We start from the raw sequence: 25129 nt of genomic DNA on the forward strand, positions 1-25129 counted from the left end.
CTTGACTGGATTCGACGAAATACCCAGCGGGCTTAAGCGCGTCGACTGAACCCATTTCAGCGCGACGCGCTTCAGTGCGGAGGCTGATCTGGCCGGCCGCCACCGCCGTCAAGCAGCCGGTCGAATGTTCTGGTTCACCCGGAAGAGGTTGTTTGGGTCGTATTTCTTCTTCAGCGTAGCCAGGCGCTCATAGTTGTCGCCATAAGCCGCCTTGAGCCTTGCATCGCCCTCGTCATCCATCATGAAGTTCAGGTAGGCGCCGCCCAGATCGAACGGATGCACGGCCTCCCAGTAGGCCTTGGTCCAGCGCGTCACCGGCCCCGCTTTCTGTGGGTCCGGATCGATCCCGGCGATGACCATCGACCAGGTCGCATCACGGTAATTCCAGGGTGTCTCGTCTTTGCCGACGCGATGGACCGCACCATCGATCGGGTAGAGGTGCATGAGCGATAGCTCGCTCGGCGTCTTCGCCGCCTGCGCGAGATGGGCGTCGATCGCCTCGTCGGACAGCGTCTTGACGAAATCGCCCCGCCAGTACCACTGCATTCCCTTCGGGTAGAGCCCATCGAACATGCTCTGCACCGCGGGATAGGGCATCGTTCCCATCCAGTTGAACCAGGGCGCGGGCAGCGCATCGAGCAGCGGGGCCAGCGCCTCTCTGCCCTTTTCCTCCGGGCCGTTGTAGCAGCACATCAGCAGACACATCCGCTTTCCCCAAAACTCTTCCGGGAAGGGTGCGCTCGAGAGGACGGTCTTGAGCCCGAGAAAGATCCCGAGTTCTTCGGGCGCGTTCGGCAGGAACTCGCGATAATGCTGCATGATGGTGCGGGCGTGGCGCTGATCCCATGCGATCGGCCCCGCAAAGACCATGCTGACCTGGTGGAGCTTGAACACAAAGCTGGTGACGATGCCGAAATTGCCGCCGCCGCCGCGAAGCGCCCAGAACAGGTTGGGGTTCCGCTCCTTGCTGGCGGTGACGAAGCTTCCATCGGCAAGCACGACATCGGCCTCGATCAGATTATCGATGGTCAGGCCATATTTGCGCGTCAGATAGCCATGGCCGCCGCTCAGCGTCAGTCCGGCGACCCCGGTGGTCGAGATGATGCCCGCCGGTACGGCCAGGCCAAAGGCATGGGTGGCATGGTCGAGGTCGCCCTGAGTACAGCCCGGGCCTACCCGCGCCGTGCGGGCATCCGGATCGACGCGCACGCCGTTCATCGCCGACAGGTCGATCACCAGACCGTCGTCGCAGCTCCCCAATCCTGGTCCGTTATGGCCGCCGCCACGTACCGCAACCAGCAAATTGTTGTCGCGGCCGAAATTCACCGCTGTGATTACGTCGGCGACGTCGACACAGCGGGCGATGATCAGCGGCCGCTTGTCGATCATGCCGTTGTAGAGCTTGCGGGCCTCGTCATAGCGGGCGTCGCCGGCGCGGATGACTTCGCCTCGCAGGCTTGCTGCGAATTTGGTGATGTCTTCATCGTTCATGACATTCCTCCCTGTTATTGGACCTGTCGGCCGGCCGATGAAACGCTAATCCCGTCCGCTGTTCCCGCAAATGTCACATCGTCCATTTCTGTTGCCCGATCGTTCAGAGTAGGATTAGACCGGATGGATAGTTGCCCGGGCGGCCATATTGCCGGATAGTTCGAGATGCCTGGCGGAAAAACTCGTTGTCAAAGGGAGTAGCCGATCGTTTCCGGAGGTGTAGTGCGTGGATGTCCTTTCCGATGTGCTCCGAGCCGTTCGCCTCACCGGTGCGATCTATTTCGACGTTGACGCTAGCTCTCCCTGGGTCGGCGAGTCGCCGGGCACGGCCGACATTGCCGCCGCCGTCATGCCGGAGGCAGAGCACATCATTTCTTTTCATGCCGTGATGTCGGGCTCGTGCTGGGCCGCGCTGGGAGACGATTCGGTGCCGCCGGTGCTCGTGAACGCCGGTGATGTCGTTGTCTTCCCCAGTGGTGTTCCGAACGTGTTGAGCTCCTCGCCGGGGGCGCGGGGCGAACCCAATATGGCGATGTATTATCGGCCGATAGACGAGAGCCTGCCGTTCGCGGTGATCCATGGTGGCGGCGGAGACGAGCGGACCCGGTTCATTTGCGGGTATCTTGGCTGCGATGCACGTCCCTTCAATCCTCTCCTGGCCGCATTGCCGGCCATCCTGTGTGCCCGCAAGCCCGCCGATGGAAGCAGTTGGGTTATCGACCTTTTTCGGCTGGCGCTGGCCGAAGGTGGCAGTGGGCGGGCGGGCTGTGAGACGATACTCGCCAAGCTGAGCGAGCTGATGTTTGTCGAGATCATCCGCCGCCATCTCGAGACCCTCCCCGACGATTCGCGCGGCTGGCTGTCAGGCCTACGGGATCCACATGTCGGCGAGGCGCTCCGGCTCATCCACGCTCGCCCCAGGGAGGAATGGACATTGGACCGGCTCGCCCGCGAAGTAGGGCTCTCGCGCACGGCGTTTGCGAGCCGCTTTACCCACTATGTCGAGGTCTCCCCCATGCACTATCTTGCTCGCTGGCGTCTGCAACTGGCAGGACGCTTGCTCGAACGCCCCGAAATGAGCATCGCGCAAGCGGGTGCCGAGGTCGGCTACGAGTCGGAAGCCGCCTTCAATCGCGCCTTCAAAAAGTTCGTCGGCATTCCACCTGGCACCTGGCGAAAGGGACGGTCGGCGTTGCTCGAGGCTCAGAGATTGCCCGCTGGCGTCGTACAATAGGAAAGAACTGGCAGGGCGTTGACGCTTCGGTCTGCGTGCAGCGTCCCAATGCCCGAAAGCCCCTGGCACAAAGCGGTAGACGATGACCGGCCGCCGCGACGCTTTCGGCGAGGCGTGTCAGACTTCGCGCCTCAATCCTTCGCGCGCTCGACATAGGCGCCATCGGCCGTCATCACCACCACGCGGGTGCCGGCGCTGATATGTGGCGGCACCAGGGTACGCACGCCGTTGGACAGCGTTGCCGGCTTGTAGGACGAGGACGCCGTCTGGCCCTTGGTCACCGGCTCGGTCTCGACCACCTCGAAAGTGGCGCGCTGCGGCAGTACCAGCGAGATGGCGATGTTGTTGTATTGCGAGATCTGCACCGGCATGCCTTCCACCAGATAAGGCGCCATGTCGCCGACCACGCTTTCCGGCACCGCGACCTGGTCGTAAGTCTCCGGATTCATGAAGTGAAAGCCTTCGCCGTCACGGTAGAGGAACGTGTGCTCGCGCTCCTCGACATAGGCGCGCTCGACCTGCTCGGTGGTGCGGTAACGCTCGGAAACCTTTACCCCGTCGGAGATACGCCGCATGTCGAGCTGGGTGACCGGCGTACCCTTGCCAGGATGGATGTTTTCGGCAAAGAGGATCACATAAAGCTTGCCGTCCTTTTCGACGACGTTGCCTTTGCGTAAGGAGCTGGCGATGACCTTCACGGGTTTCCATCCTGATAAAATTTGTTGGCGCAAATCGGCTGGAGAGGCCGTTGCGTGCGGCCTAGCGCATCTTGGCCGCAATCGCCAGCCCTCTGTGCAATTCCCCTGAAGCCGATGACCGCCGCCTCGCCGTGGTGGACGCCGCATGTCCACGCCGACCGCCGGCCGCGGCTGATCCTGCGCAATGCCATTGCCGCCGGGATGCGCGACTGGTTCGCCCGCCGCGACTTCGTCGAGGTGGAGACATCGGCCCTGCAGGTCTCGCCCGGCAATGAAGCGCACCTGTCGGCCTTTGCCACCGAGGCGATCGGGCCGGACGGGCAGCGCCAGCCGCTCTACCTCCACACGTCGCCGGAATTCGCCTGCAAGAAGCTGCTTGCCGCCGGCGAGGAGCGCATCTTCAGCCTCGGGGCTGTCTGGCGCAACCGCGAGCGCGGCCCCTTGCACCATCCTGAGTTCACCATGCTCGAATGGTACCGCGTCGGCGAGACCTATGAGAGCCTGATGCGCGATTGCGCCGAGCTCGTAGCGCTGGCGGCCGAACGGGCCGGAGCGAAGCGTTTTAGCTTCCGCGGCCGCGAGGCCGACCCGTTCGCCGAGCCGGAACGGTTGAGCGTCGCCGAAGCCTTCATGCGCCATGCCGGCATCGATCTGCTGGCGACGGTTGCAGCCGACGGCAGCACCGACCGCGCGGGGTTGCATGCCGCCCTGGTCCAGGCCGGATTGCGGACCGCGCCCGACGACAATTGGGCCGACCTGTTCAGCCGGGTGATGGTCGAAAAAATCGAGCCGGCGCTGGGGCAGGGACGCCCCACCATCCTTTTCGGATATCCGATCTCGGAGGCGGCATTGGCCCGGCCGAGCGCCGACGATCCGCGCACCGCCGAGCGTTTCGAGCTTTATTGCTGCGGCGTCGAGCTCGCCAACGCCTTCGGCGAGTTGACCGACCCGGCCGAGCAGCGCCGGCGCTTTGCCGTCGAGATGGACGAGAAGCAGCGCGTCTATGGCGAACGCTACCCGATCGACGAGGACTTCCTCGCCGCGCTCGCCATCATGCCGCAGGCGAGCGGCGCCGCGCTCGGCTTCGACCGGCTGGTGATGCTCGCCACCGGCGCGCTCAGGATCGACGACGTGATCTGGACGCCGGTGGCCGCTTCCTGAGGGATTGTCGATCTCGCTCGCCGTTCATCCGCCTGCGGCCTGCGGTTCTGTTTCGGCGCTTGATGCACCCGGTTTGCCCGCTTCTCCCATTGCAGAAGCGGCATCGGGACAATAGATGGTGCAGCAGCGGCTGCCCTTCAGCCGGCCGGAAATAACAGGATCATGCGCATGACCGATACGCTCGACGCAGCGAAACTGACCGATCGCGTCGCGGCCCTGGTCGAGGCTGCCAAACGGGCCGGCGCCGATGCCGCCGATGCCGTTGCGGTACGCGGCCGCTCGACCGGCGTGTCGGTGCGGCTTGGCAAGGTCGAAGGCACAGAGGCGTCCGAGAGCGAGGACGTCTCGCTGCGCGTCTTCGTCGGCAAGCGGGTAGCGAGCGTTTCGGCAACGGCGGCATCCGACCCCAATATGCTGGCCGAGCGCGCGGTCGCCATGGCCAAGGTATCCCCCGAGGATCCCTATCAGGGCCTCGCCGACCCGGCCTTGCTGGTCAAGAAACCGCGCGACCTCGATCTGTTCGACGCCACCGACGTGTCGGCGGACCAGTTGAAGGAAGCAGCGCTTGCCGCCGAAGCGGCGGCGCTTGCCGTCAAGGGCGTCACCAATTCGGCCGGCAGTGGCGCCAGTGCCGGGCTCGGCGGCCTGGTGCTCGCCACCTCGCACGGCTTCGTCGGCCATTACGTCGCCTCGCGTTTTTCACGCTCGACCAGCGTGATCGCCGGCGAGGGCACCGGCATGGAGCGCGACTACGAATTCTCCTCGCGCCAGCATTTTTCCGATCTCGACGCGCCGGAAGACATCGGCCGCAAGGCCGGTGAGCGCGCCGTACGCCGCATTGGCGCGCGAAAGGCGGCGACCGGGCCTGTCGACGTGGTGTTCGATCCGCGTGTGGCGCGCGGCATTGCCGGCCACCTTGCCGGTGCCATCAATGGCGCCGCGGTCGCGCGCAAGACCAGCTTTCTCCGCGACATGATGGGCAAGAAGGTGGCTTCGGCCGCAATCACCGTCACCGACGAGCCGCTCCGGCGCCGTGGACAGGCCTCGCGCCCGTTCGACGGCGAAGGCGTCGAGGGCGAAAAACTGTTCATGGTCGACAAGGGCGTGCTCAACCACTGGTTCCTGTCGACTTCGGCGGCTCGGGAACTCGGCCTCGTCACCAATGGGCGCGGCTCGCGCAGCGGCTCGTCGGTCTCGCCGTCGTCGACCAATCTCGCCATCGAGCCCGGGGAAAATACGCCGGAAGAGCTGATCAAGTCGCTCAAGACCGGCTTCTACGTCACCGAAGTGTTCGGCCAGGGCGTCGACATGGTGACGGGCGAATATAGCCGCGGCGCTTCCGGCTTCTGGATCGAAAATGGCGAGCTGGCCTATCCCGTCGCCGAGGTGACCATCGCCTCCAATCTGAAGACGATGTTCCTCAACATGGTTCCGGCGAGCGATCTCGACCGCAATTTCGGCACTGCCGCGCCCACGCTTTTGATCGAAGGAATGACCCTTGCCGGAGCTTGACCCGGCCGTCTCGGCCGGCGCTACTGAAGACCTGCAGCTGTTGCGCGATGCCGCCCGCGAGGCGGGGCTCATCGCCATGCAGTACTTCAACAACAATCCGCAGGTGTGGATGAAGGGCGGCACCTCGCCGGTCAGCGAAGCCGATCACGCCGCCGACAAATATCTGCGCGAGACCTTGCTGGCGGCCCGGCCGGATTATGGCTGGCTGTCGGAGGAAACCGTCGACGACCCGGTAAGGCTTGTCGCGCGCCGCACCTTCGTCGTCGATCCGATCGACGGCACGCGCGGCTTCCTCGAGGGCCTGCCCACATGGTGCGTCAGCGTCGCTGTGGTCGAGAACGGCCGAACGCTTGCCGGCGTGCTCGACTGCCCGGCGAAGGGCGAAATCTATTGGGCGCTGCCGGGCGAGGGCGCGTTCCTGAATGGCAGGCGCATCAGCGTGCGTCCGCCGTCGGAAACGGCCGAAATCGCCGGACCGAAGCCGATGATCGACCTGATGCCGGCGAAATGGCACAAACGGCTGAAGCGCGTGCTCTATATTCCTTCGCTCGCCTACCGGCTGGCGATGATCGCCGGCGGCCAGCTCGATGCCACCTTCGTCAAGGCCAACGCGCATGACTGGGACATCGCCGCGGCCGATCTCATCCTGCGCGAGGCAGGCGGCGCCTTGCTCGATCGGCATGGCCGCGCGCCGCTCTATGCCGGCGAAGTGATCCGTCACGGACCGCTCGCCGCCGGCAGCGGCGAACTCCTCGCCGTGCTCGCCGGCGTCATCGCCGGGCTGGACGATTGACCACTATCAATAGTTCCAAAGTCGGCGGCTTTGGTCTAGACCTGTCCCAAACTCACGATATGTGAAGGATCGACATGGCCGCTGAAGACGGAAAGAAACAGCTTTTGCACCTGGTGTTCGGCGGCGAACTCAAGAAGCTGGGCGGCACCGAATTCCGCGATCTCGACGCGCTCGATATTGTCGGAATCTATCCGGACTATCAATCGGCGCACGCCGTCTGGAAGGCCAAGGCGCAAGCTAGCGTCGACAATGCCCATATGCGCTATTTCGTCGTTCACCTGCACCGCCTGCTCGACCCCGAAAACAAGGCTGTCGGTTGACATCGATGAACCATGAAGCGGTCAAGCGATCAGCCCCGCGGTCGGCGGTCAGACGTCGCAAGCCGAAGACGTTCTGGCGCAAGATCCGCGAACCGCTGGCGCAGTCGCGATTCGTCAAGAATGCGCTTGCCGCGCTGTTTGCGTATTTCGTCCGCCTTGTCCGCTTGACCAACCGCATGGTCGACGGATCGGCCAAGTTTTCCGGCGGCGCCTATGCGCAGCTCGAGCCTGGCATCATCGCGCTCTGGCACGGCCAGCACCTGTTGACCCCGGCCTACTATCCCAAGGGACGGCCGCTGGTTGCCATGGTATCGCGCAGCGCCGATGCCGAGCTCAACGCGCTGATGGTCGAGAAATTCGGCATCGAGGCGGTGCGCGGCTCTGGCGGGCGCGAAAGCGCAAGGCATCTCGACAAGGGTGGGGCCAAGGCGCTCATCGCCCTCAAAAAGTCGCTCGCCACCGGCAAGAATGTCGCCATGATTGCTGATATTCCCCACGGCACGCCGCGCGATGCGGGGCTCGGCGTCGTCCTTCTGGCGCGGCTGTCCGGCCGGCCGATCCTGCCTGCCGCGATAGCCACCAGCCGCCGCAAGGTGATCGAGGGCAGCTGGGACAAAACGACGATCAACTTGCCCTTCGGCCGCTCCTCGATCGTCGTCGGCACGCCTGTCTTCGTGCCGGCCAACGCCGACGCCGCGGAAATGGAACGCAAGCGCCAGGAGGTCACGGCCTCGCTCAATGCCGCGACCGCCGAGGCCTATCGCCTTGTGGACGGTTCGAAATGAGTATGCGCTGGGCCCGCGCCTTCCTGACGGCCTACCGCTTCGCCGGGGCCGCCGCTTACCCGCTGGTCGGACCTTACGTCGCCTGGCGCACTTCCAGAGGCAAGGAGGACCGCATTCGCCGGCGTGAACGCTACGGCGTCGCCGGACGCGAGCGTCCCGAAGGCCCGGTGATCTGGATCCATGCAGCCAGCGTCGGCGAGACCATCGCCGTCGTGCCGCTGGTCGAGAGCATTCTCGATTACGGCGTCAACATCGTGCTGACGACGGGCACGGTCACCTCGGCGCAGGTCGCCGAAGAACGGCTGGGCGACCGCATCATCCACCAATATGTGCCGCTCGACCTCAAGCCGGCGGTCAGCCGCTTCCTCGACCATTGGCAGCCGGACCTGGCGATCATCGCCGAATCGGAGATCTGGCCGATGACCATCCTGGAACTCGGCGCCCGCCGCGTGCCGCAGGTTCTGGTCAACGGCAGGCTGTCCGACCGCTCCTTCAAGTCCTGGAAGAAGCGCGCCAACATTGCCGAAGCATTGTTCGAAAATCTTGCCCATGTCGTCGCCCAGTCGGACCTCGATGGCGAGCGCTTCCTTTCGCTCGGCGCCAGGCCGGTCACCGTATCCGGCAATCTCAAGGTCGACACCGCGCCGCCGCCGGCCGACGAACGGGCGTTGGCGGCGCTGAAACGCCAGATCGGCGGCCGCCCGACCTGGGCGGCGATCTCGACCCATGACGGCGAAGAGGCGGTCGCCGCCGAAGTTCATGCCATGCTGCACAAGCGCCACCATGGGCTTTTGACCATCATCGTGCCGCGCCATCCCGATCGCGCCGGGCAGCTGGCCGCCCAGATTTCCGGCATGGGCCTGAAGCTGGCGCAGCGCAGCAAGGGCGACAGGATCACCGCCGACACCGATATTCTGCTCGGCGACACGATCGGCGAGATGGGGCTTTATCTGAGGCTGACGGAAATCGCCTTTGTCGGCCGTTCGCTGACTTCCGAGGGCGGCCAGAACCCGCTGGAACCAGCCATGCTGGAGACAGCGGTGCTTGCCGGCCGCAACGTCCAGAATTTTCGCGAGGCCTATCAGCGCCTGCTCGATAGCGGCGGCGCCAAGCTGGTGCGCGACCGCGATATGCTGGCCGGCGCCGTTAATTTCCTTTTGACCAACGAGGCGGCCCGCCATGAGATGATGGCGGCGGGTGCGGCGACGGTCGACGAGATGCGCGGTGCGCTGGCGCATACGCTCAGGTCGCTCGAGCCCTATATCCAGCCGCTGGTCGTCAAGTCGCGCCTGAAGGGCGCGAACGGGCGCTGACGTGACCTCGGAAGCGCCGCCCTTCTGGTGGGAGGAGCCCGATTGGCGGGTCACGGCGCTGTCGCCGCTCTCCGCCGTCTATGCGCTTGTCGCCGGTCGCCGCATGCGGCACGCGCCGCGCGAAAAGGTTGAGGCGCCGGTGCTTTGCGTCGGCAACTTCACCGTCGGCGGCACCGGCAAGACGCCGGTGGCGATCGCGCTGGCCGAGCAGGCCAGGCGCATGCAGCTCAATCCGGGTTTCCTGTCGCGCGGCCATGGCGGCTCCTTCGCGCAGCCGCATATCGTCGATCCGCACCACGACGCCGCCAAGCATGTCGGCGACGAGCCGCTGCTTCTGGCCGAACACGCGCCGGTCGCGGTGACGCCGAACCGGGCCGCGGGCGCCAGGCTTCTGCTGGAGAAGCTCGGCTGCGATTTCTTGATCATGGATGACGGTTTTCAGAGCGCGCGCATCCACATCGACTATGCGCTGGTCGTTGTCGATGCGCGCCATGGCATCGGCAATGGCCGCGTCATCCCCGGCGGGCCTCTGCGGGCAAACATCGTCGACCAACTGGTCTTCACCAGCGCCTTGCTGAAGATGGGCGAGGGCACCGCGGCCGACACGGTCGTGCGCCAGACAGCGCGCGCCGGCAGGCCGATCTTCGAGGCGCACACTGCCCCGAGCAGCAAGGTGACGCTGGCCGGCAGGCGTTTCCTGGCGTTCGCCGGCATTGGCCATCCCGACAGGTTTTTCGACACCGTAATCGAGGCCGGCGGCGAGCTTGCGCTGACCCGACCGTTTCCTGACCATCATTTCTACAGTGCGGACGAGCTTGCCGAATTGGCGGCGACGGCACGTAAAGCCGGGCTTGGCCTCATTACCACCGCCAAGGACGCTGCCCGCCTGCGTCACGGCGCGGCACCGCCGGAATTCCTCGACCGGCTCGATGTGCTGGAGATCGACACCGTCTTCGAACTCGACCATGTGCCGCAACGCATCATCGACGAGACGCTGGATGCCTGGCGGCAGCGCCGGCTTAAAGGCTGACCAGAAGCTTGAGCACCGAGGCAATGCGGGACTGGAATTTGCAGCTTTCCGCCGGTCGAACGTATTTTGTTCTTGCTTTGTGCCGGCAGCTATGCTAGTAATTTGGGTATGGTGATGATTCGCCAGTGACCCGCCCTCGAGCCTGAGGCGGGTTTTTTATTTCAAGATTGCCTCTAAGGTTTCGGTGTTGCCGGCCTGACGCCGCGGCAGAGGGCGCAGGATCGCAACGGGGCGACTTCCATTTGCGCTGGACTAGCGTCGGCGGCGCAGTTCCGGATGCGCTTCGATCTCGCGGCGCAGCGAGGCGGCGGCGTTCACATAGGGTTCCTGCCTGGCGACACTCCAGTATTTAAGCTCGTCGAGCGGGATGCTCTCGCCGGTCACCGCGCAGCGCACGAAGGCGCCGGGGCTGGTCACCTGGAAGTCGCCGTCGAGATAGCGGATGCGGGCTTCCTTGCCGCCGGGTCCTTCGAAACGGTTCATCATGGGGTGGTGCCGAAATTCATGACGATGTCATCGCCACAAATTGCGGCGAGGTCAAGCTCGGTTGGCCTTGCCTGGTTCTGTTTCTGGTGGCACTTGCTCGAACAAGCCGGCAAACCGGATGCCAATGCATGTCGCGCAAAAGTGTGCAGCGGTTTTGCGCGACATGCATAAACACAAGAACCTGAAGCGCGTCGCATGAGGCCGGTCGAACGCAACGCGCCTTAGGCATCTCATTCTTCGGCGATGATAAACTCTTCGATCTTCTCCGCTGGCAGCCCGGCCTGGACGGCGATGCGCCGGGCGAGTTCGGCGGCGGCGGCGCGCGGGCGCCCCAGCGGCCGGTCGAGCCAGTAAGATATCGGGCTTAGCGCACTGCGCTCGTCTACGGCGACGATGCGGCCCGATTTCAATTGGTCCACCGTCAACGGCGGACGTGCCAGCGCAATACCGAGCCCGTGCGCGGCGGCGTCGAGCACGAGGTTGTAGTCCTCGAAACGGCGGTCGTGCGGCCGCGGCCGATAGTCCGTCTCCTGCGCCGCAAACCAGGCGCGCCAGGCCGAAGCGTCGGAATCATTGATCACCGGAAATTCGAGCAGTCGGGCGGGATCTCCGCGACCGATCTGCCTGGCCAATTCCGGCGAGGCGACAGGGAACACATATTCTTCGAAAAGCTGTACCGAGATCCGGCCCGGAATGCGGCCGCGCCCGCAGCGGATCGACAGGTCGATGCCCTCGTCGGCAAGATCGCCCTGGCGGATGTCGACGTCGAGCACTATACGCAGCTTGGACGGGTGGTTCTCCAGCGCCGCCATGCGCGGCATCAGCCACAGCCCGCTGACCGAAGGGATCGAGGTCAGCCGCACCACCGCCGTGCCGCGCGGCTCGACCCAACGGTCCGAATTGCTGGCGATCAGGGCAAAGGCTTCGGTGGTGCGCAGATGCAGGCGATTGCCTTCGACGGTCAGCGAGACGCCGCGCGCGCCGCGATCGAAGACTTTCAGCCCAAGCCAGCCCTCGAGCTTGGCGATCTGCCGGCTGACGGCGCCATGGGTGATGTTGAGCTTCTCGGCCGCCGCCGAAAAGCTGCCAGTCCGAGCCGCGGCGTCGAAGGCGCGCAGCGTTTCGAGCGGCAGCATCGGGTCTAAGCTGTGATCCATAGTCACAGGTGATCCTCGATTTGTTCGTTTGTCAACCGACCCGCAATAGCGTTTCTCTACTTCATGGCATTGGATCGCGAGGACACCCAGATGAGCGCTTACACCGGCACGTTGAATACGACACAGCGCATGGATGCCACGGCTGCCATCGCGGTGGCGCTGACGGTGGTCGGCTGGGCCTCCGCCTTTCCGGCGATCCGCGCCGGCCTTGCCGCTTTCGGGCCGCTGGAACTTGGCGCGCTGCGTTTTGCCATCGCCGCGGTTCCGGCGGCGATCTTCCTCGCGGTCAAGCGGCCGGCACTGCCCAGGCTCGATGAACTCTGGCGCTTTGTCTTCGGTGGTGCCGTCTTCGTCGCGCTCTACACGGTGATGCTCAATTTCGGCGAGCTGACCGTTTCGGCCGGTGCGGCCGGCTTCATCATCAATGTCAGCCCGATCTTCACCGCCATCATGGCCATGGCGCTGCTCGGCGAACGCTTCTCGGGCCTGGCCTGGGCCGGCACATTCCTGTCCTTCGCCGGTATCGGGATCATCGCCATGGGCGAGGGGCAAGGGCTGCATTTCAACAGCGGTGCGCTGCTTGTCCTCGGCTCGGCGCTGTGCTCGGCCGTCAACACCATCGTCCAGAAGCCGCTGTTTGGTCGCCACCACCCGCTGACCATCTCGGCCTCGAACATGGTGCTTGGCGCGCTCTGCCTGTCGCCGTTCCTGCCGAGCGGTCTGGCGCAGGCGGCGGTCGCCGATGCCGCCGGGCTCGGTGCCGTCATCTTTCTCGGCATCGTGCCCAGCCTCATCGCCTATGCCGCATGGGCAACAGCGCTTTCCCGGCTGCCCGCGGCGCGCGCTTCCAATTTCCTCTACCTGGTTTCGCCGGTGGCGACGCTGATCGGCTTCTTCTGGCTGGGCGAGGTGCCGACGCTGCTCGGCATCTTCGGCGGCGCGCTGGCGCTGGGCGGCGTCATCGTGGTGAATTTGAAGAGATGAGCAAAGGGTTTGGGGCTGTGCCTGACTCGAAAAGAGCCGCTGTACAGCGGCTCTTTTCGTACCCCCACCCCGCTGCTTCGCAGCGACCTTCCCCACAAGGGGGAGGGTAAGCTCCTCGCGAGGCGTCGGCGGGTAGGCTCCCTACCTCCCCCTTGTGGGGAGGTCGGACCGAAGGTCCGGGTGGGGGCTGCGCCCTGCGAGTTTCTTATCGCCGCCCAAACAGCCTCTCAATATCCGCGAGCTTGAGCTCGATATAGGTCGGGCGGCCGTGGTTGCAGGTGCCGGAACCGGGCGTCGCCTCCATCTGCCGCAGCAGCGCGTTCATCTCTTCCGGTTTGAGCAGGCGGCCGGAACGTACCGAGCCGTGGCAGGCCATGGTCGCGGCTATTTTGTCCAGCCGCTCCTTCAGCGTGTCGACCGTGTCGTTGTCGGCGATCTCGTCGGCGAGATCGCACACCAGCTGCTGGACGTTGGTCTCGCCGAGCATCGACGGCGTCTCGCGCACGGCCACCGCACCGGGGCCGAAGCGCTCGATGCCGAGGCCGAAGCGGGCCAGCGTCTCGGAATGCCTGGCAAGCCGCTCGGCATCCTCTTCCGACAGATCGACAATCTCGGGCAACAGCAGCATCTGCGACGGCACCGCGCGTGAGTGGAGGGCGTTCTTCAAGGCCTCGTAGACCAGCCGCTCATGCGCCGCATGCTGGTCGACGATGACAAGCGAATCCCTGGTCTGGGCGACGATATAATTCTCGTGCACTTGCGCGCGCGCCGCGCCCAGCGCCGTGCCGAGCAGCGTTTCCGCCGCTTCGTTTTGCCCGGCGCGCGCATCGGCGCTGTGCAGCGGCCCCGCGTCGAAGGCCGCCTGCTCGTCCTCGCCGAACCCGTCGCCCATATCGAGCGGCCGCTGCGGCGAACGGGCAGGATCGAACCCGGAAAAGCCCGATGCCCGATAGGCGGCCTCGTAGCTGCGGTGACCGTTGGCCGGGCCACCATGCGCATAGGATGCGGCGCCTGGCCGGAACGCCGCCATCATGCCGGCGGCCCCGGTGGTGGCGGCGCGGATGCCGGCATCGGCCAGCGCTTCGCGGATAGCGCCGACGATCAGCCCGCGCACCAGCCCCGGGTCGCGGAAGCGCACGTCTGCCTTGGCCGGATGGACGTTGACGTCGACGATCGCCGGATCGAGCGTCAGGAACAGCACGGTGACGGCATGGCGGTCGCGCGGCAGCACGTCGGCGAAGGCGCCGCGAATGGCGCCGGCGATCAATTTGTCACGCACCGGGCGGCCGTTGACATAGGCGTATTGCTGCAGCGCGTTGGCGCGGGTGAAGGAGGGGACCGAGACATGGCCGGCGAGATGCACGCCGTCCCGCATCGCGTCGATGGCGATCGCATTGTCCGGAAAGTCGGCGCCCATCACCTGTGCCACCCGGCGCAGCCGGCCTTCCGGGCCGTCGTCGGTCGCCGGCAGCTCCAGCGTCGAGCGGTCCGGGCCGGCCAGGGTGAAGCGCACGGCGGGGAAGGCGATGGCGATGCGCTTGACCACGTCGCCGATGGCCGAGCTTTCGGCGCGCTCGCCCTTCATGAACTTGAGCCGCGCCGGCGTGGCGAAGAACAGGTCGCGCACCTCGACCGTGGTGCCGCGATTGGCCGCCGCCGGCCTGACCGCGGAGACGCGGCCGCCGTCGATGCCGATCTCGGCGGCGTTTTCACTGGACGCGGTGCGCGAGCGGATCGATAGCCGCGCCACCGAGCCGATCGACGGCAAGGCCTCGCCGCGAAAGCCGAGCGAGCGGATGTCGTGAATGTTGTCGGCGAGCTTGGAGGTGCAATGGCGCGCAATCGCCAGCGCCAGTTCCTTTTCCGGAATGCCCGAGCCGTCGTCGCTGACGCGGATCAGGTTCAGCCCGCCGCCGGCGGTGACGATCTCGACTCTGGTAGCGCCTGCATCCAGCGCGTTCTCGACCAGTTCCTTGACCACGCTTGCCGGACGCTCGATGACTTCGCCGGCGGCGATCTGGTTGATCATCGTTTCGGAAAGCTGGCGGATCGGCATGGGGCACTATAGGCGGATTCGCGGTCGATGCGGGAGGGCGGAATTGAGGAAATCCACGCAGCCGACCGCGGCCGTGCACTTCAACTCATGAGCTTGGGCAGCGCTGCCGACAGTGCATCGACGGCAAGGCGGACTTTCATCGGCAGATGAGGCGTCTGCAACCACAGGGCATGAACGTCGTAGAGAAACCGGGATTGTTCCGGCAACAGCGGGACAAGTGCGCCCGCCTGGATGCGCTGGCGAACCATCCAGTATGGCAGCCACGCTAGCCCCATGCCGGCCGCCGCGGCATCGGCGATGGCATCGAGGTCGTCGAGCCGCAATCTGCTGACCGGCCTGACCTCAATCGCGGGGTGGCCATCGCGTGGAAACAGCCACGGCTGAACGGCACGCCCGGAACGGCGGTAGATGATCGCGTGATGGCTGCCGAGGTCATCTATTTCCTGCGGCTGGCCGTGCCGGTCGAGATAGGGCGGGGACGCGCAGACGACCATGTGCTGGCGCGCGATGCGACGCGCCATCACCCCGGTCTGGTCCTCCAGATCGCCCGTTCGGATGGCAAGGTCGCAGCCATCCTCTGCCAGATCGGCGATGGCATCGCTGAACGATAGGTCAAGTTCCAGCGCCGGATATTGCTGCGCAAGCCCGAACAGGATCGGGGCAACGCAGCGCCGGCCGAAATGCACCGGCATGAGCACACGCAGCTTTCCGCGCGGTTCGGCAAGCTGGTCGGCGGCGAGTGCATCCGCGGCCTCCGCTTCGGCAAGCACCAGCCGGCAGCGTTCATAATAGGCGCGCCCGAAATCGGTCAGGCTTTGGCGACGCGTGGTCCGGTTGATGAGGCGCACGCTCAGGCGCTCCTCGAGAAACCGGACATGCTTGCCGACCATCGGCCCGGACAGATCGAGAGCCGCCGCCGCGGCTGCGAACGAGCCCAGGTCGACGGCTTTGACGAACACGGCCATGCTCGTAAGGCGATCCATATTCAAAACCTGCAGTTTCTGCTGATCTACTCAAGCGGCTATTTATCCGCCTGATGAGCGCTGGCATAGCTGATTCAGTTCAAATATTTTGGAGTTGCGACCGATGGCACGTGTCGTTCGCTTTCATGAGCTCGGTGGTCCCGAGGTCCTGCGCATCGAGAATGTTGACGCGCCTGCGCCCGCGAGCGGTGAGATTCAGATCCGCGTCAAGGCGTTGGGTATAAACCGCGCCGAGGCGCTGCTGCGTTCGGGGACCTACATCCAGGCCGCGCCGTTGCCTTCCGGTCTTGGGCTCGAGGCGGCGGGTATTGTCGAGATGGTCGGCGAAGGCGTGGACGGGTTTGCGCCTGGCGATGCCGTCAGCATCGTTCCGCCATTATCGATGGCCCGCTGGCCTGCCTATGGTGAGATTGCCACATACCCCGCCGAGCTCGTCGTCAAGCATCCACCATCGCTGAGTTGGGAAGAAGCCGCCGCAGCGTGGATGCAATATCTCACCGCCTACGGTGCGCTGATCGACATTGCCGACCTCCAAAGCGAGGACTTTGTTGTCATTACCGCAGCCTCGAGCAGCGTCGGACTGGCCGCGATCCAGATCGCCAACATGGTTGGCGCGACCCCGATCGCGGTCACACGGACATCTGCCAAGAAGCGGGCTTTGCTTGAGTTCGGCGCCGCCCACGTCATCGCCTCGGCAGAGGAGGACCTGGAAGCCAGGCTGAAGCGAATCGCCGGCCCGGACGGCGTGCGCGTGGTGTTCGATGCCGTCGGCGGCCCGATTTTCAAGCCTCTGACGGCAGCGATGGCACCGGGTGGCATTCTCATCGAATATGGCGGCTTGAGCCTCGACCCGACACCCTTTCCGCTACCTGCGGTGCTGGCCAAGACACTGACGCTGCGCGGCTATCTCGTCCACGAAATCACTAGCAATCCGGCCCGGCTGCAGGCCGCCAAGACATTCATCCTCGACGGACTGAGCTCGGGTTCGCTGAAGCCGGTAATCGCCAGGACCTTTCCGTTCGACCAGATCGTCGAGGCGCACCGCTATCTCGAATCGAACGAGCAATTCGGCAAGATCGTCGTGACCGTTTGACTGGGCATTTATCGGCCTCACGCCTGCGCCGCCAACCAGTCCCGCACCTTGCGGGCGTTGTCGCTGAGCTCGCGGTTCCTCGACCAGATGACATGAAAGCCCTTGCCGGTCGTCATCGTGTGGCCGGTGACGCGGACCAGCAGCCCTGATGCCAGCAGCCGCTCGGCGAGGTGACCCCAGCCGAGCGCGATACCTTGCCCTTCCATGACGGCCTGGATCACCAGCGCATAGTCGTTGATGCGCAAGCCGCGTCCGGCATCGGCGATCTCGACACCGGCCGAGGCGAACCATTCGTCCCAGCTTGCGGCCTCGCGAAACGGCTCTTCGAGATGAATAAGGCGGTGCGATTGAAGGTCCGCGACACGCTCCGGCAGCCCGAACCGTGCCACATAGCTAACGCCGGCAACGGGGAATATCACCTCATCGGCCAGCGGCAGCGAATGATAATCCGGCCATTCCCTGGGCTCGCCGCCGCGGACGCCGAGCGGGATGTCTTCGGCGATGATGTCGAGATCGCGGTCGGCGGTCTGGATGCGCAGGTCGATGCCCGGCAATTCGTCGCGAAACTGCTGCAGGCGCGGCATCATCCAGAACGAGGCGAAGGCGGTCGAGGCGGCGAGTGTCACATGCGCGCCGACGGCGATCTGGCGCAGATCCTCCGCCGACTTGCGAATGTGCGACAGGCCGAGCGAGACGTCGGCATGGAAGCGGTCGCCGGCCTCGGTCAGGCTGACTTGCCGGTGGCGGCGCTGGAAGAGTTTGGCGCCGAGCTGCTCTTCGAGCCCACGGATCGCATAGGAGACGGCAGCCTGCGTCATGCCGAGCTCGCGCCCGGCGGCGGTAAAGCTCGACAGCCGCCCGGCGGCCTCGAAAACGATCAGGCTGCCGGCCGACGGCAGCAGGTGGCGCAAGCTTCGCATAAGCTGAGCTTATACAAGAGATCAGGATTTTCCAGCGTCACAGCCGCATTTTGTCTGGCTAGATTGGTCACCAACAGGAATATGGAGCCTTCATGAACGCACCGGCCGTTGAAGTGAGCGAACACACCAACCGCCGCAGCGGTGGCCGCCTGGGGCGCAAGGCGCTGCGGGGCGCACCCATAGCGTCGTTTCCAACCCTGGTCCGCCAGATTCCCGTCTATCAGATGGTTCCGGACGAGGCGGTTGAGCTGATCCACCAGGAGTCGCTCTCCATCCTCGAAGAAGTGGGATGCGAGTTCCGCGACGACGAGGCGATCGCAATGTGGAAGGCGGCGGGCGCCGATGTCTCGGAGACAAGGGTCCGGATCGACCGCGCCCTGCTGATGGAGCTCATCTCGAAGGTCCCGTCGGAGTTCACGCTCAATGCGAGGAATCCCCAGCGTTCCGTACGTGTGGGTGGAAACAACTCCATCTTCGTGCCGATGTACGGGGCGCCTTACGTGCGCGACCTCGACAACAACAGGCGCTACGGCACACTCGCCGACCTCAACAATTTCCACAAGCTCGCCTACATGGCGCCGGCGCTGCATTCGTCGAGCTCGATCATCTGCGAGCCGATGGAAATCGCGGTGCCGAAACGTCACCTCCACATCATCCATTCGGCGCTGAAGCACTCCGACAAGCCGTTCATGGGCATCGTGACCTCCAGGGATCGAGCCGAAGACACGATGGCGATGGCAGGCATCGTGTTCGGCGAGGACTATGTCCGCGACAACCCGGTCCTGGTGTCGATCACCAACTGCAATTCGCCGCTGGTGTGGGACGCCACCATGCTGGACGCGATGAAAGTCTATGCGCGCCACAACCAGCCGCTGATCCTCGCCCCCTTCGCCCTTTGCGGCGCCTCGACTTCGGCCTCTGCCGTCGGTGCGGTCGCGCAGGTCAATGCCGAAGCGCTGGCGGGCGTCGCGTTCACACAGCTCCTGCGTCCGGGTTCGCCGCAGATCTACGGACAGTTCATGGTGACGGTCGACATGAAGACCGGCGCTCCCATGGGCGGCACGCCGGAGGCGGCCCAGATGATGTATCTCATGGGCGCGCTGGCGCGGAAGTATCGTCTGCCGTGGCGCACGTCCGGTTTCCATGTCGGCTCGAAGCTGAACGACGCCCAGGCGGGCTACGAGGCGAACATGCTGATGCATGCCGCCATCCTTGCCGGCGCCAACTACATCTGGCACTCTGCCGGTTGGCTCGAGGCCGGCCTGACCTGCGGCTATTCGAAATTTGCCACCGACTGCGAGCAGCTTGTCGGCTGGTACAAATATGCTGGCGGGCTGCCATTCGACGATTTCAAGGAGGCTATGGCGGCTATCCGCGAGGTCGGACCGCAGGGCCATTTCCTCGGCACCCAGCACACGCTTGAACATTTCGAGTCCGCCTTCTTCATACCGAGCATCATGGACTTCAATTCGTTCGAACAGTGGAAGGCGGAAGGAGCAAAGGACCACGACACCCGCGGCCGCGAGAAAGCGCGCAACATGCTCGCCGATTATGAGGAGCCGAAGCTCGATGAGGGCATCGCCGATGGTCTCAAAGATTTGATTGCGCGGCGCGAGGAGAAACTGCCGGACAGCGTTAGTTGATCAGGGGCGAAGACCCGATGCGAACCATAAGGGAGGAAAAAATGACACTCTTCAGAAGCAACGGCGATCGCGTACCGAGCGCCATCGAAGCAATGGCCAGCGAGGCGCGCGCCGGTCGCGTCGACCGGCGGGAGTTTCTGGCCCTGGCAAGCGCTTTCGGCGCATCGACGGCCCTTGCCTACGGCATGATTGGACTTGCCGTGCCGGAGCGGGCTTTGGCTGAAGAGCCGAAGAAAGGCGGAACGCTGCACGTTTCGATGTCGGTGAAGGCGCAAAAGGACACGCGCACCTACGACTGGGTGGAACTTGCGAACATTTCACGCTGCTGGCTCGAGCCGCTTGTCCGCTACACCCGCCAGTTCACATTCGAGCCGGTTCTGCTCGAAAGCTGGGAGGTCAACGACGACGCCACCGAATACGTGCTGCATGTGCGCAAGGGCATCGCCTGGAACAACGGCGATGCTTTCAACGCTGATGATGTGGTCTACAATCTGACGCGCTGGTGCGAGAAGGCGGCCGCCGGCAATTCGATGGCCGCGCGCGTCGGTGCGCTGATCGATGCAAAGACCGGCAAGGCCAGGGAAGGGGCGATCACCAAGGTCGACGACAACACGGTGAAGCTGAAGCTGAACGAGCCGGACATCTCGCTGATCCCGAACTTCACCGATTATCCGGCGCTGGTGGTCCATCGCAACTTCGACGCCGACGGCGCCAATCCGATCGAGAAGCCGATTGGCACCGGGCCGTTCGAACTGGTGTCTTATGCGGTCGGCCAGAAAGCGGTCGTCAAGCGTCGTGAGAATGGCAAATGGTGGGGCGGTGAAGCGCTTCTCGACGGCGTCGAATTCATCGACTACGGAACCGATTTCAACGCCTCGATAAATGCATTCGACTCCGGCGAAATCGACCTCAACTTCGAGACGCCGGCCGACTTCATAGAGATTCTCGACAAGATGGGGCTGGTCAAATCGGAGGTCGCGACAGCGACCACGCTCGTCGCCCGGACCAACATCACGAACAAGCCCTATGACGACAAGCGGGTTCGCAACGCCCTCCAGATGGCCGTCGACAACAAAGCGGTGCTCGAACTTGGCTACGCCGGGCGAGGCACCGTTGGTGAAAACCACCACGTCAGCCCGATTCATCCGGAATACTACGCGCTGCCCAAGAAGACACGCGACGCCGCGGGCGCCAAGAAGCTTATGGCCGATGCCGGGCAGGACGACTTCGAGCATGAACTGATCACCGTCGAGGACGATTGGCAAAAGAACACCGGCGACGCTATTGCCGGCCAGTTGCGCGATGCCGGGATCAAAGTGAAGCGCACCGTGCTGCCGGGGTCGACCTTCTGGAACGACTGGACGAAATACCCCTATTCGATGACCATCTGGTACATGCGCCCGCTTGGCGTACAGGTGTTGGCGCTCGGCTATCGCACCGGCGAGGCCTGGAACGAAACCGGCTACTCGAACCCTGATTTCGACGCCAAGCTCAAGCAGGCTCTTTCGCTCATCGACGTGGAAAAGCGCCGCGAGGTCATGAAGGACATCGAGCAGATCCTGCAGGATTCGGGCGTCATCATTCAGCCGTTTTGGCAGAAGCTGTTCAGCCACATGAACGAGAAGGTGAAGAACTACGGTGTCCACCAAACCTTCGAGATGGATCTCCAGGATGTCTGGCTGAACGCCTGAGTTGCCAGCAGAGGACGCGTTGCAGGATTTCATGGACCGCAAGAAAGCCGACGGGCAAGATGCGTGGTACTGATAGCTTCCGTCAGTGAACAATCGGGGACACCCATGAAACTGCCACTTTTTGTTGCCGCGCTTTCGATGGCCGTGCCGGCGGCCGCGTTTGCCGGCCCTGCTGCCAACGCCGTGAAGTTCTTTTATGTCCCGTCGGTCAAATTCGAGGCCGATGCGCAATATCGCGACCGCTTCACCGCGCCGGTAACGAAACTGTTCGAACTGAACGACAATGCGGCAAAGAACCATCCGGATGAAGTTCCCTGCATCGACTTCGCCCCTGGTCTCGATGCGCAGGACTATGACGAGAAGACCGTGGCCAAGACGCTGACGTTGGCCGAAACGCTGGATGGCGACAGCGCCGAGGTGACGGCGACGTTCAACCTTTTTCCGGAAGGCGATGATTCCAAACGCGAAATGGTCTGGTCGTTGAAGAAGATCGACGGCCAGTGGAAGGTCGCCGACATTACCTCGAAGACCAGCGGCTGGACGCTGAGTGCGCTCGAATGCCTGGCCGGGCAGCCTCCGGAGTGACGCCGTGCTTCGCTGCCGTCCCTGGATTTTGGCGACTGCGTGCATGCTGGCCGGATTGAGCAGCGCCGCCGCTCAGGGCCTGTTCGGCGCGCCGCCCGCAAACGCGCCGGCCGACAGTGCGGCACCTCCGCCGGCAGTGTTGCCGCCGGCAGAAAACGCGCCGGCCGCACCCGTGCAGCCGGGCTCGCCGACGGCGGTAGTGAAGCCGTTCTACGAGCATGCCGGGCTCGAGGTCGATCCGGCTCAGCGGGGCCATTTCACCGACCCGGCAAAGTCGGTGCTGGACAAGAGCGACGCGCTGCGGAAGTCGGGGCAGGGCGAGTGCCTCGATCCCAACATGGCGCTCGACAATTCCGAATACGACAAGGCGGAGATCGACAAGAGCCTGAAGACCATCGAAGCGGTCAAGGGCGACGAGGCCAAGGTCGTCGTCGCCTTCGTCGTCGCCGGCAATCCGCACCGGCTGGAATGGAAGTTCAAAAAGATCGACGGCGACTGGAAGATATCCGACCTTCTCTCGGTGACCGGCGAATGGGCGCTCAGCCAATACCAGTGCGAGTGAGAACGGAACCGATGAAGATCACCAACATCCGCGTCACCCACGTCAACGTCCCGCTCGATGCTCCGTTCTGGTGGACGGCTGGTCTCTACGGCGGCGCCTCGAAATCGATCATCGAGGTCGAGACGGACGAAGGCGTGGTCGGACTGGGCGAGGCGCCATGGTGGCATTTCGGCGAGGTGATCAAGGCCGAGATCGCGCCGGCGCTGATTGGCGCCGATCCGCTCGACATCGCCGACTGCGAGACGCGCTGCGTGCCGCCCTGGCAGATTACCGCCAACACCGGCGAGAATGCAGCCACGGTGGCGTTCGGCGCCGTCGAACTGGCGCTGTGGGATATAAGAGGCAAGGTCTTCGGCATGCCGCTCTACAAGCTGCTCGGCGGCGCGGTGCGCAAGGACATTCCGTTTTCGGAATATTTCGCCTTTCGCCCCGCTCAAGGCGGAGCCGGCGGCGAGATGACCGCCGAAGCGATCGTCGACTACTGTCTCGGCATGCGAGAACAGCACGGCTCGACGATCTTCGAGGGCAAGCTGATCATGGGCGATCCCGAGCTCGAGATCAGGACAGTGCGCATGCTGCGCGAGGCGCTTGGCGATAAAGCGCAGATCAAACTCGATTCCAACATGCAGTGGTCGCTGACCACAGCGCGCTGGGTGCTGCGCGAGATCGAGCCGTTCAACATCCGCAACTACGAGGATCCGGTCGCGACCTTCGAGGAGATGGCTGCGCTGCGCCAGCATTCGCGCATTCCGTTCTCGACGCACATCCCGGATCTCAGACGGGCAGTCGCGCTCGGTGCGCCGGATTACTTCGTCTGCAATTTCGCAGCACTCGGCGGATTGTCGAAAACTCTGAAATTCATCGCCGCCTGTGAGGCGATGGGCAAGGGGTTCTGGTGCTATTCGAACGATCTCGGCATCATGACATCGGCTTATCTGCACGTCGTGGCGGCAACGCCATGGATCACCGAGGCGTCGCAATCCCTGTTTCGCTGGCAGATCGGCGACGTGATCAAGGACGGCCCGTTCAAACAGATCGCCAACACGGTGCGCGTGCCGGAAGGTGACGGGCTGGGTGTCGAGCTCGCCCCGGCGGCAATGAAACGCTGGTCAGCACACTTCGCCGAACACGGGCCGATGCACCATTTCAGCGATCCGAACAGTCCCGGCCGTTACCGGCGGCTGCCGCTCAACTGATGCGAAGTGCACGTGACCGATCGATGAGAAGAGGTCCTGTCGTGGTTGCTTTATTCGCGGCGGTTTGCGTCCTGGCCTGCGCTGTCACCTGGGAGGCAGGAAGCCGCGCGGTGGCCCGCGTGCCTCAGCAAAGCTTCACGCTGCCTGTGGGGTTAGAGGTGGAGCGCATCGTTCTGAAGCAAGAGGGCGCGCCCGATCTTGCCGGTTGGGTGGCGGATCGGCAGGACAGTTGCGGAACAATCGTGCTGTTACACGGACGCGGTTCAAACAAGCTGGCCATGGTTCCAAGAGCGAAGCTGCTTTTCGAAAGCGGCTACTCGATCGTGCTGTTCGATCTGTCGGGACATGGCGAAAGCGGCGGCGATATCAGAGGCTTTGGTTACATCGAACGGCAGGACGCCAGCCGCATCCTCGCCTTTGCGCGGCAACGCTTCGCCGGTCGCAAGGTGGCGGCCATCGGCTCGTCGCTCGGTGCGGCTGCTTTTGTATTTGGCGCTCAGCAGGAGCATGCCGATGCCTATGTCCTGGAGCAGCTCTACGCGACTTTGCTGGAAACCACGGCGTTGCGAGCGCCCTTGCCTATGTTGCGCGACGTACAGGCGACCATCCTCTTGGCGCAGATGCAGCTCCGCCTTGACTTCGGGGTAGATGATGTCAGGCCGGTCGATCGCATCGGCGCGATTGATCGGCCGATATTGCTGCTAGGTGGCAATTCGGATCCGTTTGTCGCTCGCAGCCAGACACTGGCGTTGAAAGATGCGGCAGGCGCTGACGCAAAGCTGGTCTGGTTCGACGGCGCGCGGCATGTTGATCTCTATCGCTATGACCAACAGCGGTACCGCGACGCGGTGATGCCTTTCCTGGAGACTAACCTGTGCCGGACCGGGATCAGGTGAGCCGCTTCGTCCGATTAGCCGCGTCCGCGATAGGGTGCAACCCCTGTGTCGGGCAGCCACACACCTTCCGGCGGTGCGCCGGTCTGCCAGAACACGTCGATCGGAATGCCGCCGCGCGGATACCAGTAGCCGCCGATGCGCAACCACAATGGCTTGGTCGCGGCGATGATGCGGCGGCCGATCATCACCGTGCATTCTTCGTGGAAGGCGCCATGGTTGCGAAACGAGGTCATGAACAGCTTGAGCGACTTCGATTCCACCAGCAGCGCATCGGGTGCGTAGTCGATGACGATATGGGCGAAGTCCGGCTGGCCGGTGACCGGGCAGAGCGAAGTGAATTCCGGGCAGGTGAAGCGAACGATGGCCGGCGGGCCGTCGCCGCGCGAAAACGGCACGGTTTCCAGGACTGCCGCTTCAGGGCTCTGTGGCGCCTCGACGTTGGTGCCGAGCTGGGTGAGGTTTTTCGTATCGGTCATGAGCAGGTTCCTTGCTGCATGTCGCCCAAAACTGTGCAGCGGATTTGGGACGGCGACATGCGTA

The 25129-nt window shown here is 64.2% G+C and carries 24 protein-coding genes; 16 read left to right on the forward strand and 8 right to left on the reverse strand.

From position 1 onward, the window contains the following. Positions 1 to 108: 108 nt before the first annotated feature. Positions 109 to 1491, reverse strand: a complete 1383-nt coding sequence (locus NKI16_RS27575; RefSeq protein ID WP_352624184.1) for an FAD-binding oxidoreductase — start codon at positions 1489 to 1491, stop codon at positions 109 to 111. A gap of 226 nt (positions 1492 to 1717) precedes the next feature. Here NKI16_RS27575 and NKI16_RS27580 point away from each other — a divergent pair, with 226 nt between their 5' ends. Beyond that, the gene (locus NKI16_RS27580) at positions 1718 to 2725 is read left to right on the forward strand and encodes an AraC family transcriptional regulator (protein ID WP_352624185.1); all 1008 of its coding nucleotides are present in this window, start codon (positions 1718 to 1720) and stop codon (positions 2723 to 2725) included. A 131-nt stretch (positions 2726 to 2856) separates the two neighbouring features. Here NKI16_RS27580 and efp read toward each other — a convergent pair whose 3' ends face one another. Further along, the gene (gene efp, locus NKI16_RS27585; protein ID WP_023674374.1) at positions 2857 to 3423 is read right to left on the reverse strand and encodes an elongation factor P; all 567 of its coding nucleotides are present in this window, start codon (positions 3421 to 3423) and stop codon (positions 2857 to 2859) included. A gap of 114 nt (positions 3424 to 3537) precedes the next feature. Here efp and epmA point away from each other — a divergent pair, with 114 nt between their 5' ends. The 7 genes from epmA to lpxK all read left to right on the forward strand — a co-directional run bounded on the left by epmA (position 3538) and on the right by lpxK (position 10337). Further along, the gene (gene epmA, locus NKI16_RS27590; protein WP_352624186.1) at positions 3538 to 4584 is read left to right on the forward strand and encodes an EF-P lysine aminoacylase EpmA; all 1047 of its coding nucleotides are present in this window, start codon (positions 3538 to 3540) and stop codon (positions 4582 to 4584) included. Between the two features lie 168 nt (positions 4585 to 4752). Then, on the forward strand, positions 4753 to 6096 hold the full coding sequence (locus tag NKI16_RS27595) for a TldD/PmbA family protein (RefSeq protein ID WP_352755965.1): 1344 nt from the start codon (positions 4753 to 4755) through the stop codon (positions 6094 to 6096). Continuing rightward, a complete protein-coding gene (locus NKI16_RS27600; protein ID WP_352541559.1) occupies positions 6083 to 6889 on the forward strand; it encodes a 3'(2'),5'-bisphosphate nucleotidase CysQ in 807 nt (268 codons plus the stop codon). Before NKI16_RS27595 ends, NKI16_RS27600 begins: the two co-directional genes overlap by 14 nt. A gap of 74 nt (positions 6890 to 6963) precedes the next feature. Continuing rightward, entirely contained in the window at positions 6964 to 7209 is a 246-nt protein-coding gene (locus NKI16_RS27605; RefSeq protein WP_023674378.1) for a DUF4170 domain-containing protein, read from the forward strand. Positions 7210 to 7214: 5 nt separating this feature from the next. After that, a complete protein-coding gene (locus NKI16_RS27610; RefSeq protein WP_023717166.1) occupies positions 7215 to 7994 on the forward strand; it encodes a lysophospholipid acyltransferase family protein in 780 nt (259 codons plus the stop codon). Then, the gene (waaA, locus tag NKI16_RS27615; RefSeq protein WP_254817457.1) at positions 7991 to 9307 is read left to right on the forward strand and encodes a lipid IV(A) 3-deoxy-D-manno-octulosonic acid transferase; all 1317 of its coding nucleotides are present in this window, start codon (positions 7991 to 7993) and stop codon (positions 9305 to 9307) included. The genes NKI16_RS27610 and waaA overlap by 4 nt, the downstream gene beginning before the upstream one ends. A 1-nt stretch (position 9308) precedes the next feature. After that, complete coding sequence (gene lpxK / locus NKI16_RS27620) at positions 9309 to 10337, forward strand: tetraacyldisaccharide 4'-kinase (RefSeq protein WP_352755967.1); 1029 nt, start codon at positions 9309 to 9311, stop codon at positions 10335 to 10337. 252 nt (positions 10338 to 10589) lie between these two features. Here the strand turns inward: lpxK and NKI16_RS27625 are convergent, their stop codons facing one another. Further along, positions 10590 to 10823: a DUF2093 domain-containing protein gene (locus NKI16_RS27625; RefSeq protein WP_031211156.1), complete on the reverse strand. Its 234-nt coding sequence runs from the start codon at positions 10821 to 10823 to the stop codon at positions 10590 to 10592. Positions 10824 to 11053: 230 nt separating this feature from the next. Next, complete coding sequence (locus NKI16_RS27630; RefSeq protein WP_352593094.1) at positions 11054 to 11980, reverse strand: LysR family transcriptional regulator; 927 nt, start codon at positions 11978 to 11980, stop codon at positions 11054 to 11056. A 90-nt stretch (positions 11981 to 12070) separates the two neighbouring features. On the opposite strand from NKI16_RS27630, the gene NKI16_RS27635 reads away from it, so the two are divergent. Next, positions 12071 to 12964, forward strand: a complete 894-nt coding sequence (locus tag NKI16_RS27635; protein WP_352755968.1) for a DMT family transporter — start codon at positions 12071 to 12073, stop codon at positions 12962 to 12964. A gap of 205 nt (positions 12965 to 13169) precedes the next feature. Here NKI16_RS27635 and mutL read toward each other — a convergent pair whose 3' ends face one another. Next, the gene (gene mutL, locus NKI16_RS27640; protein ID WP_352783228.1) at positions 13170 to 15020 is read right to left on the reverse strand and encodes a DNA mismatch repair endonuclease MutL; all 1851 of its coding nucleotides are present in this window, start codon (positions 15018 to 15020) and stop codon (positions 13170 to 13172) included. A gap of 80 nt (positions 15021 to 15100) precedes the next feature. Continuing rightward, positions 15101 to 16003: a LysR family transcriptional regulator gene (locus tag NKI16_RS27645; RefSeq protein ID WP_352783226.1), complete on the reverse strand. Its 903-nt coding sequence runs from the start codon at positions 16001 to 16003 to the stop codon at positions 15101 to 15103. 103 nt (positions 16004 to 16106) lie between these two features. Between NKI16_RS27645 and NKI16_RS27650 the strand changes: the two genes are divergently transcribed. Further along, positions 16107 to 17096, forward strand: coding sequence for a zinc-dependent alcohol dehydrogenase family protein (locus NKI16_RS27650; RefSeq protein ID WP_352783224.1), 990 nt, complete (start codon positions 16107 to 16109; stop codon positions 17094 to 17096). A gap of 17 nt (positions 17097 to 17113) precedes the next feature. Here the strand turns inward: NKI16_RS27650 and NKI16_RS27655 are convergent, their stop codons facing one another. After that, entirely contained in the window at positions 17114 to 18016 is a 903-nt protein-coding gene (locus tag NKI16_RS27655; RefSeq protein ID WP_352783221.1) for a LysR substrate-binding domain-containing protein, read from the reverse strand. 92 nt (positions 18017 to 18108) lie between these two features. On the opposite strand from NKI16_RS27655, the gene NKI16_RS27660 reads away from it, so the two are divergent. From NKI16_RS27660 to NKI16_RS27685, 6 genes are all read left to right on the forward strand, one after another. Beyond that, the gene (locus tag NKI16_RS27660; RefSeq protein ID WP_023674389.1) at positions 18109 to 19659 is read left to right on the forward strand and encodes a trimethylamine methyltransferase family protein; all 1551 of its coding nucleotides are present in this window, start codon (positions 18109 to 18111) and stop codon (positions 19657 to 19659) included. A 41-nt stretch (positions 19660 to 19700) separates the two neighbouring features. Next, a complete protein-coding gene (locus tag NKI16_RS27665) occupies positions 19701 to 21350 on the forward strand; it encodes an ABC transporter substrate-binding protein (RefSeq protein ID WP_352783219.1) in 1650 nt (549 codons plus the stop codon). A 105-nt stretch (positions 21351 to 21455) separates the two neighbouring features. Next, on the forward strand, positions 21456 to 21935 hold the full coding sequence (locus tag NKI16_RS27670; RefSeq protein ID WP_352578322.1) for a DUF3828 domain-containing protein: 480 nt from the start codon (positions 21456 to 21458) through the stop codon (positions 21933 to 21935). A gap of 43 nt (positions 21936 to 21978) precedes the next feature. Further along, positions 21979 to 22497 (forward strand): hypothetical protein, encoded by a 519-nt coding sequence (locus tag NKI16_RS27675; protein WP_352783217.1) that lies wholly within the window; start codon positions 21979 to 21981, stop codon positions 22495 to 22497. An 11-nt stretch (positions 22498 to 22508) separates the two neighbouring features. Beyond that, positions 22509 to 23693: a mandelate racemase/muconate lactonizing enzyme family protein gene (locus NKI16_RS27680; protein WP_352783216.1), complete on the forward strand. Its 1185-nt coding sequence runs from the start codon at positions 22509 to 22511 to the stop codon at positions 23691 to 23693. A 23-nt stretch (positions 23694 to 23716) separates the two neighbouring features. Further along, positions 23717 to 24589 carry an alpha/beta hydrolase gene (locus NKI16_RS27685; RefSeq protein ID WP_352593113.1) on the forward strand — a complete coding sequence of 291 codons (873 nt, stop codon included), beginning with the start codon at positions 23717 to 23719 and terminating at the stop codon, positions 24587 to 24589. 14 nt (positions 24590 to 24603) lie between these two features. Here NKI16_RS27685 and queF read toward each other — a convergent pair whose 3' ends face one another. After that, positions 24604 to 25065, reverse strand: a complete 462-nt coding sequence (gene queF / locus NKI16_RS27690; protein ID WP_023674394.1) for a preQ(1) synthase — start codon at positions 25063 to 25065, stop codon at positions 24604 to 24606. Positions 25066 to 25129: the final 64 nt, after the last annotated feature.

Source organism: Mesorhizobium sp. M0698, assembly GCF_040320455.1.
GTDB lineage: Bacteria > Pseudomonadota > Alphaproteobacteria > Rhizobiales > Rhizobiaceae > Mesorhizobium.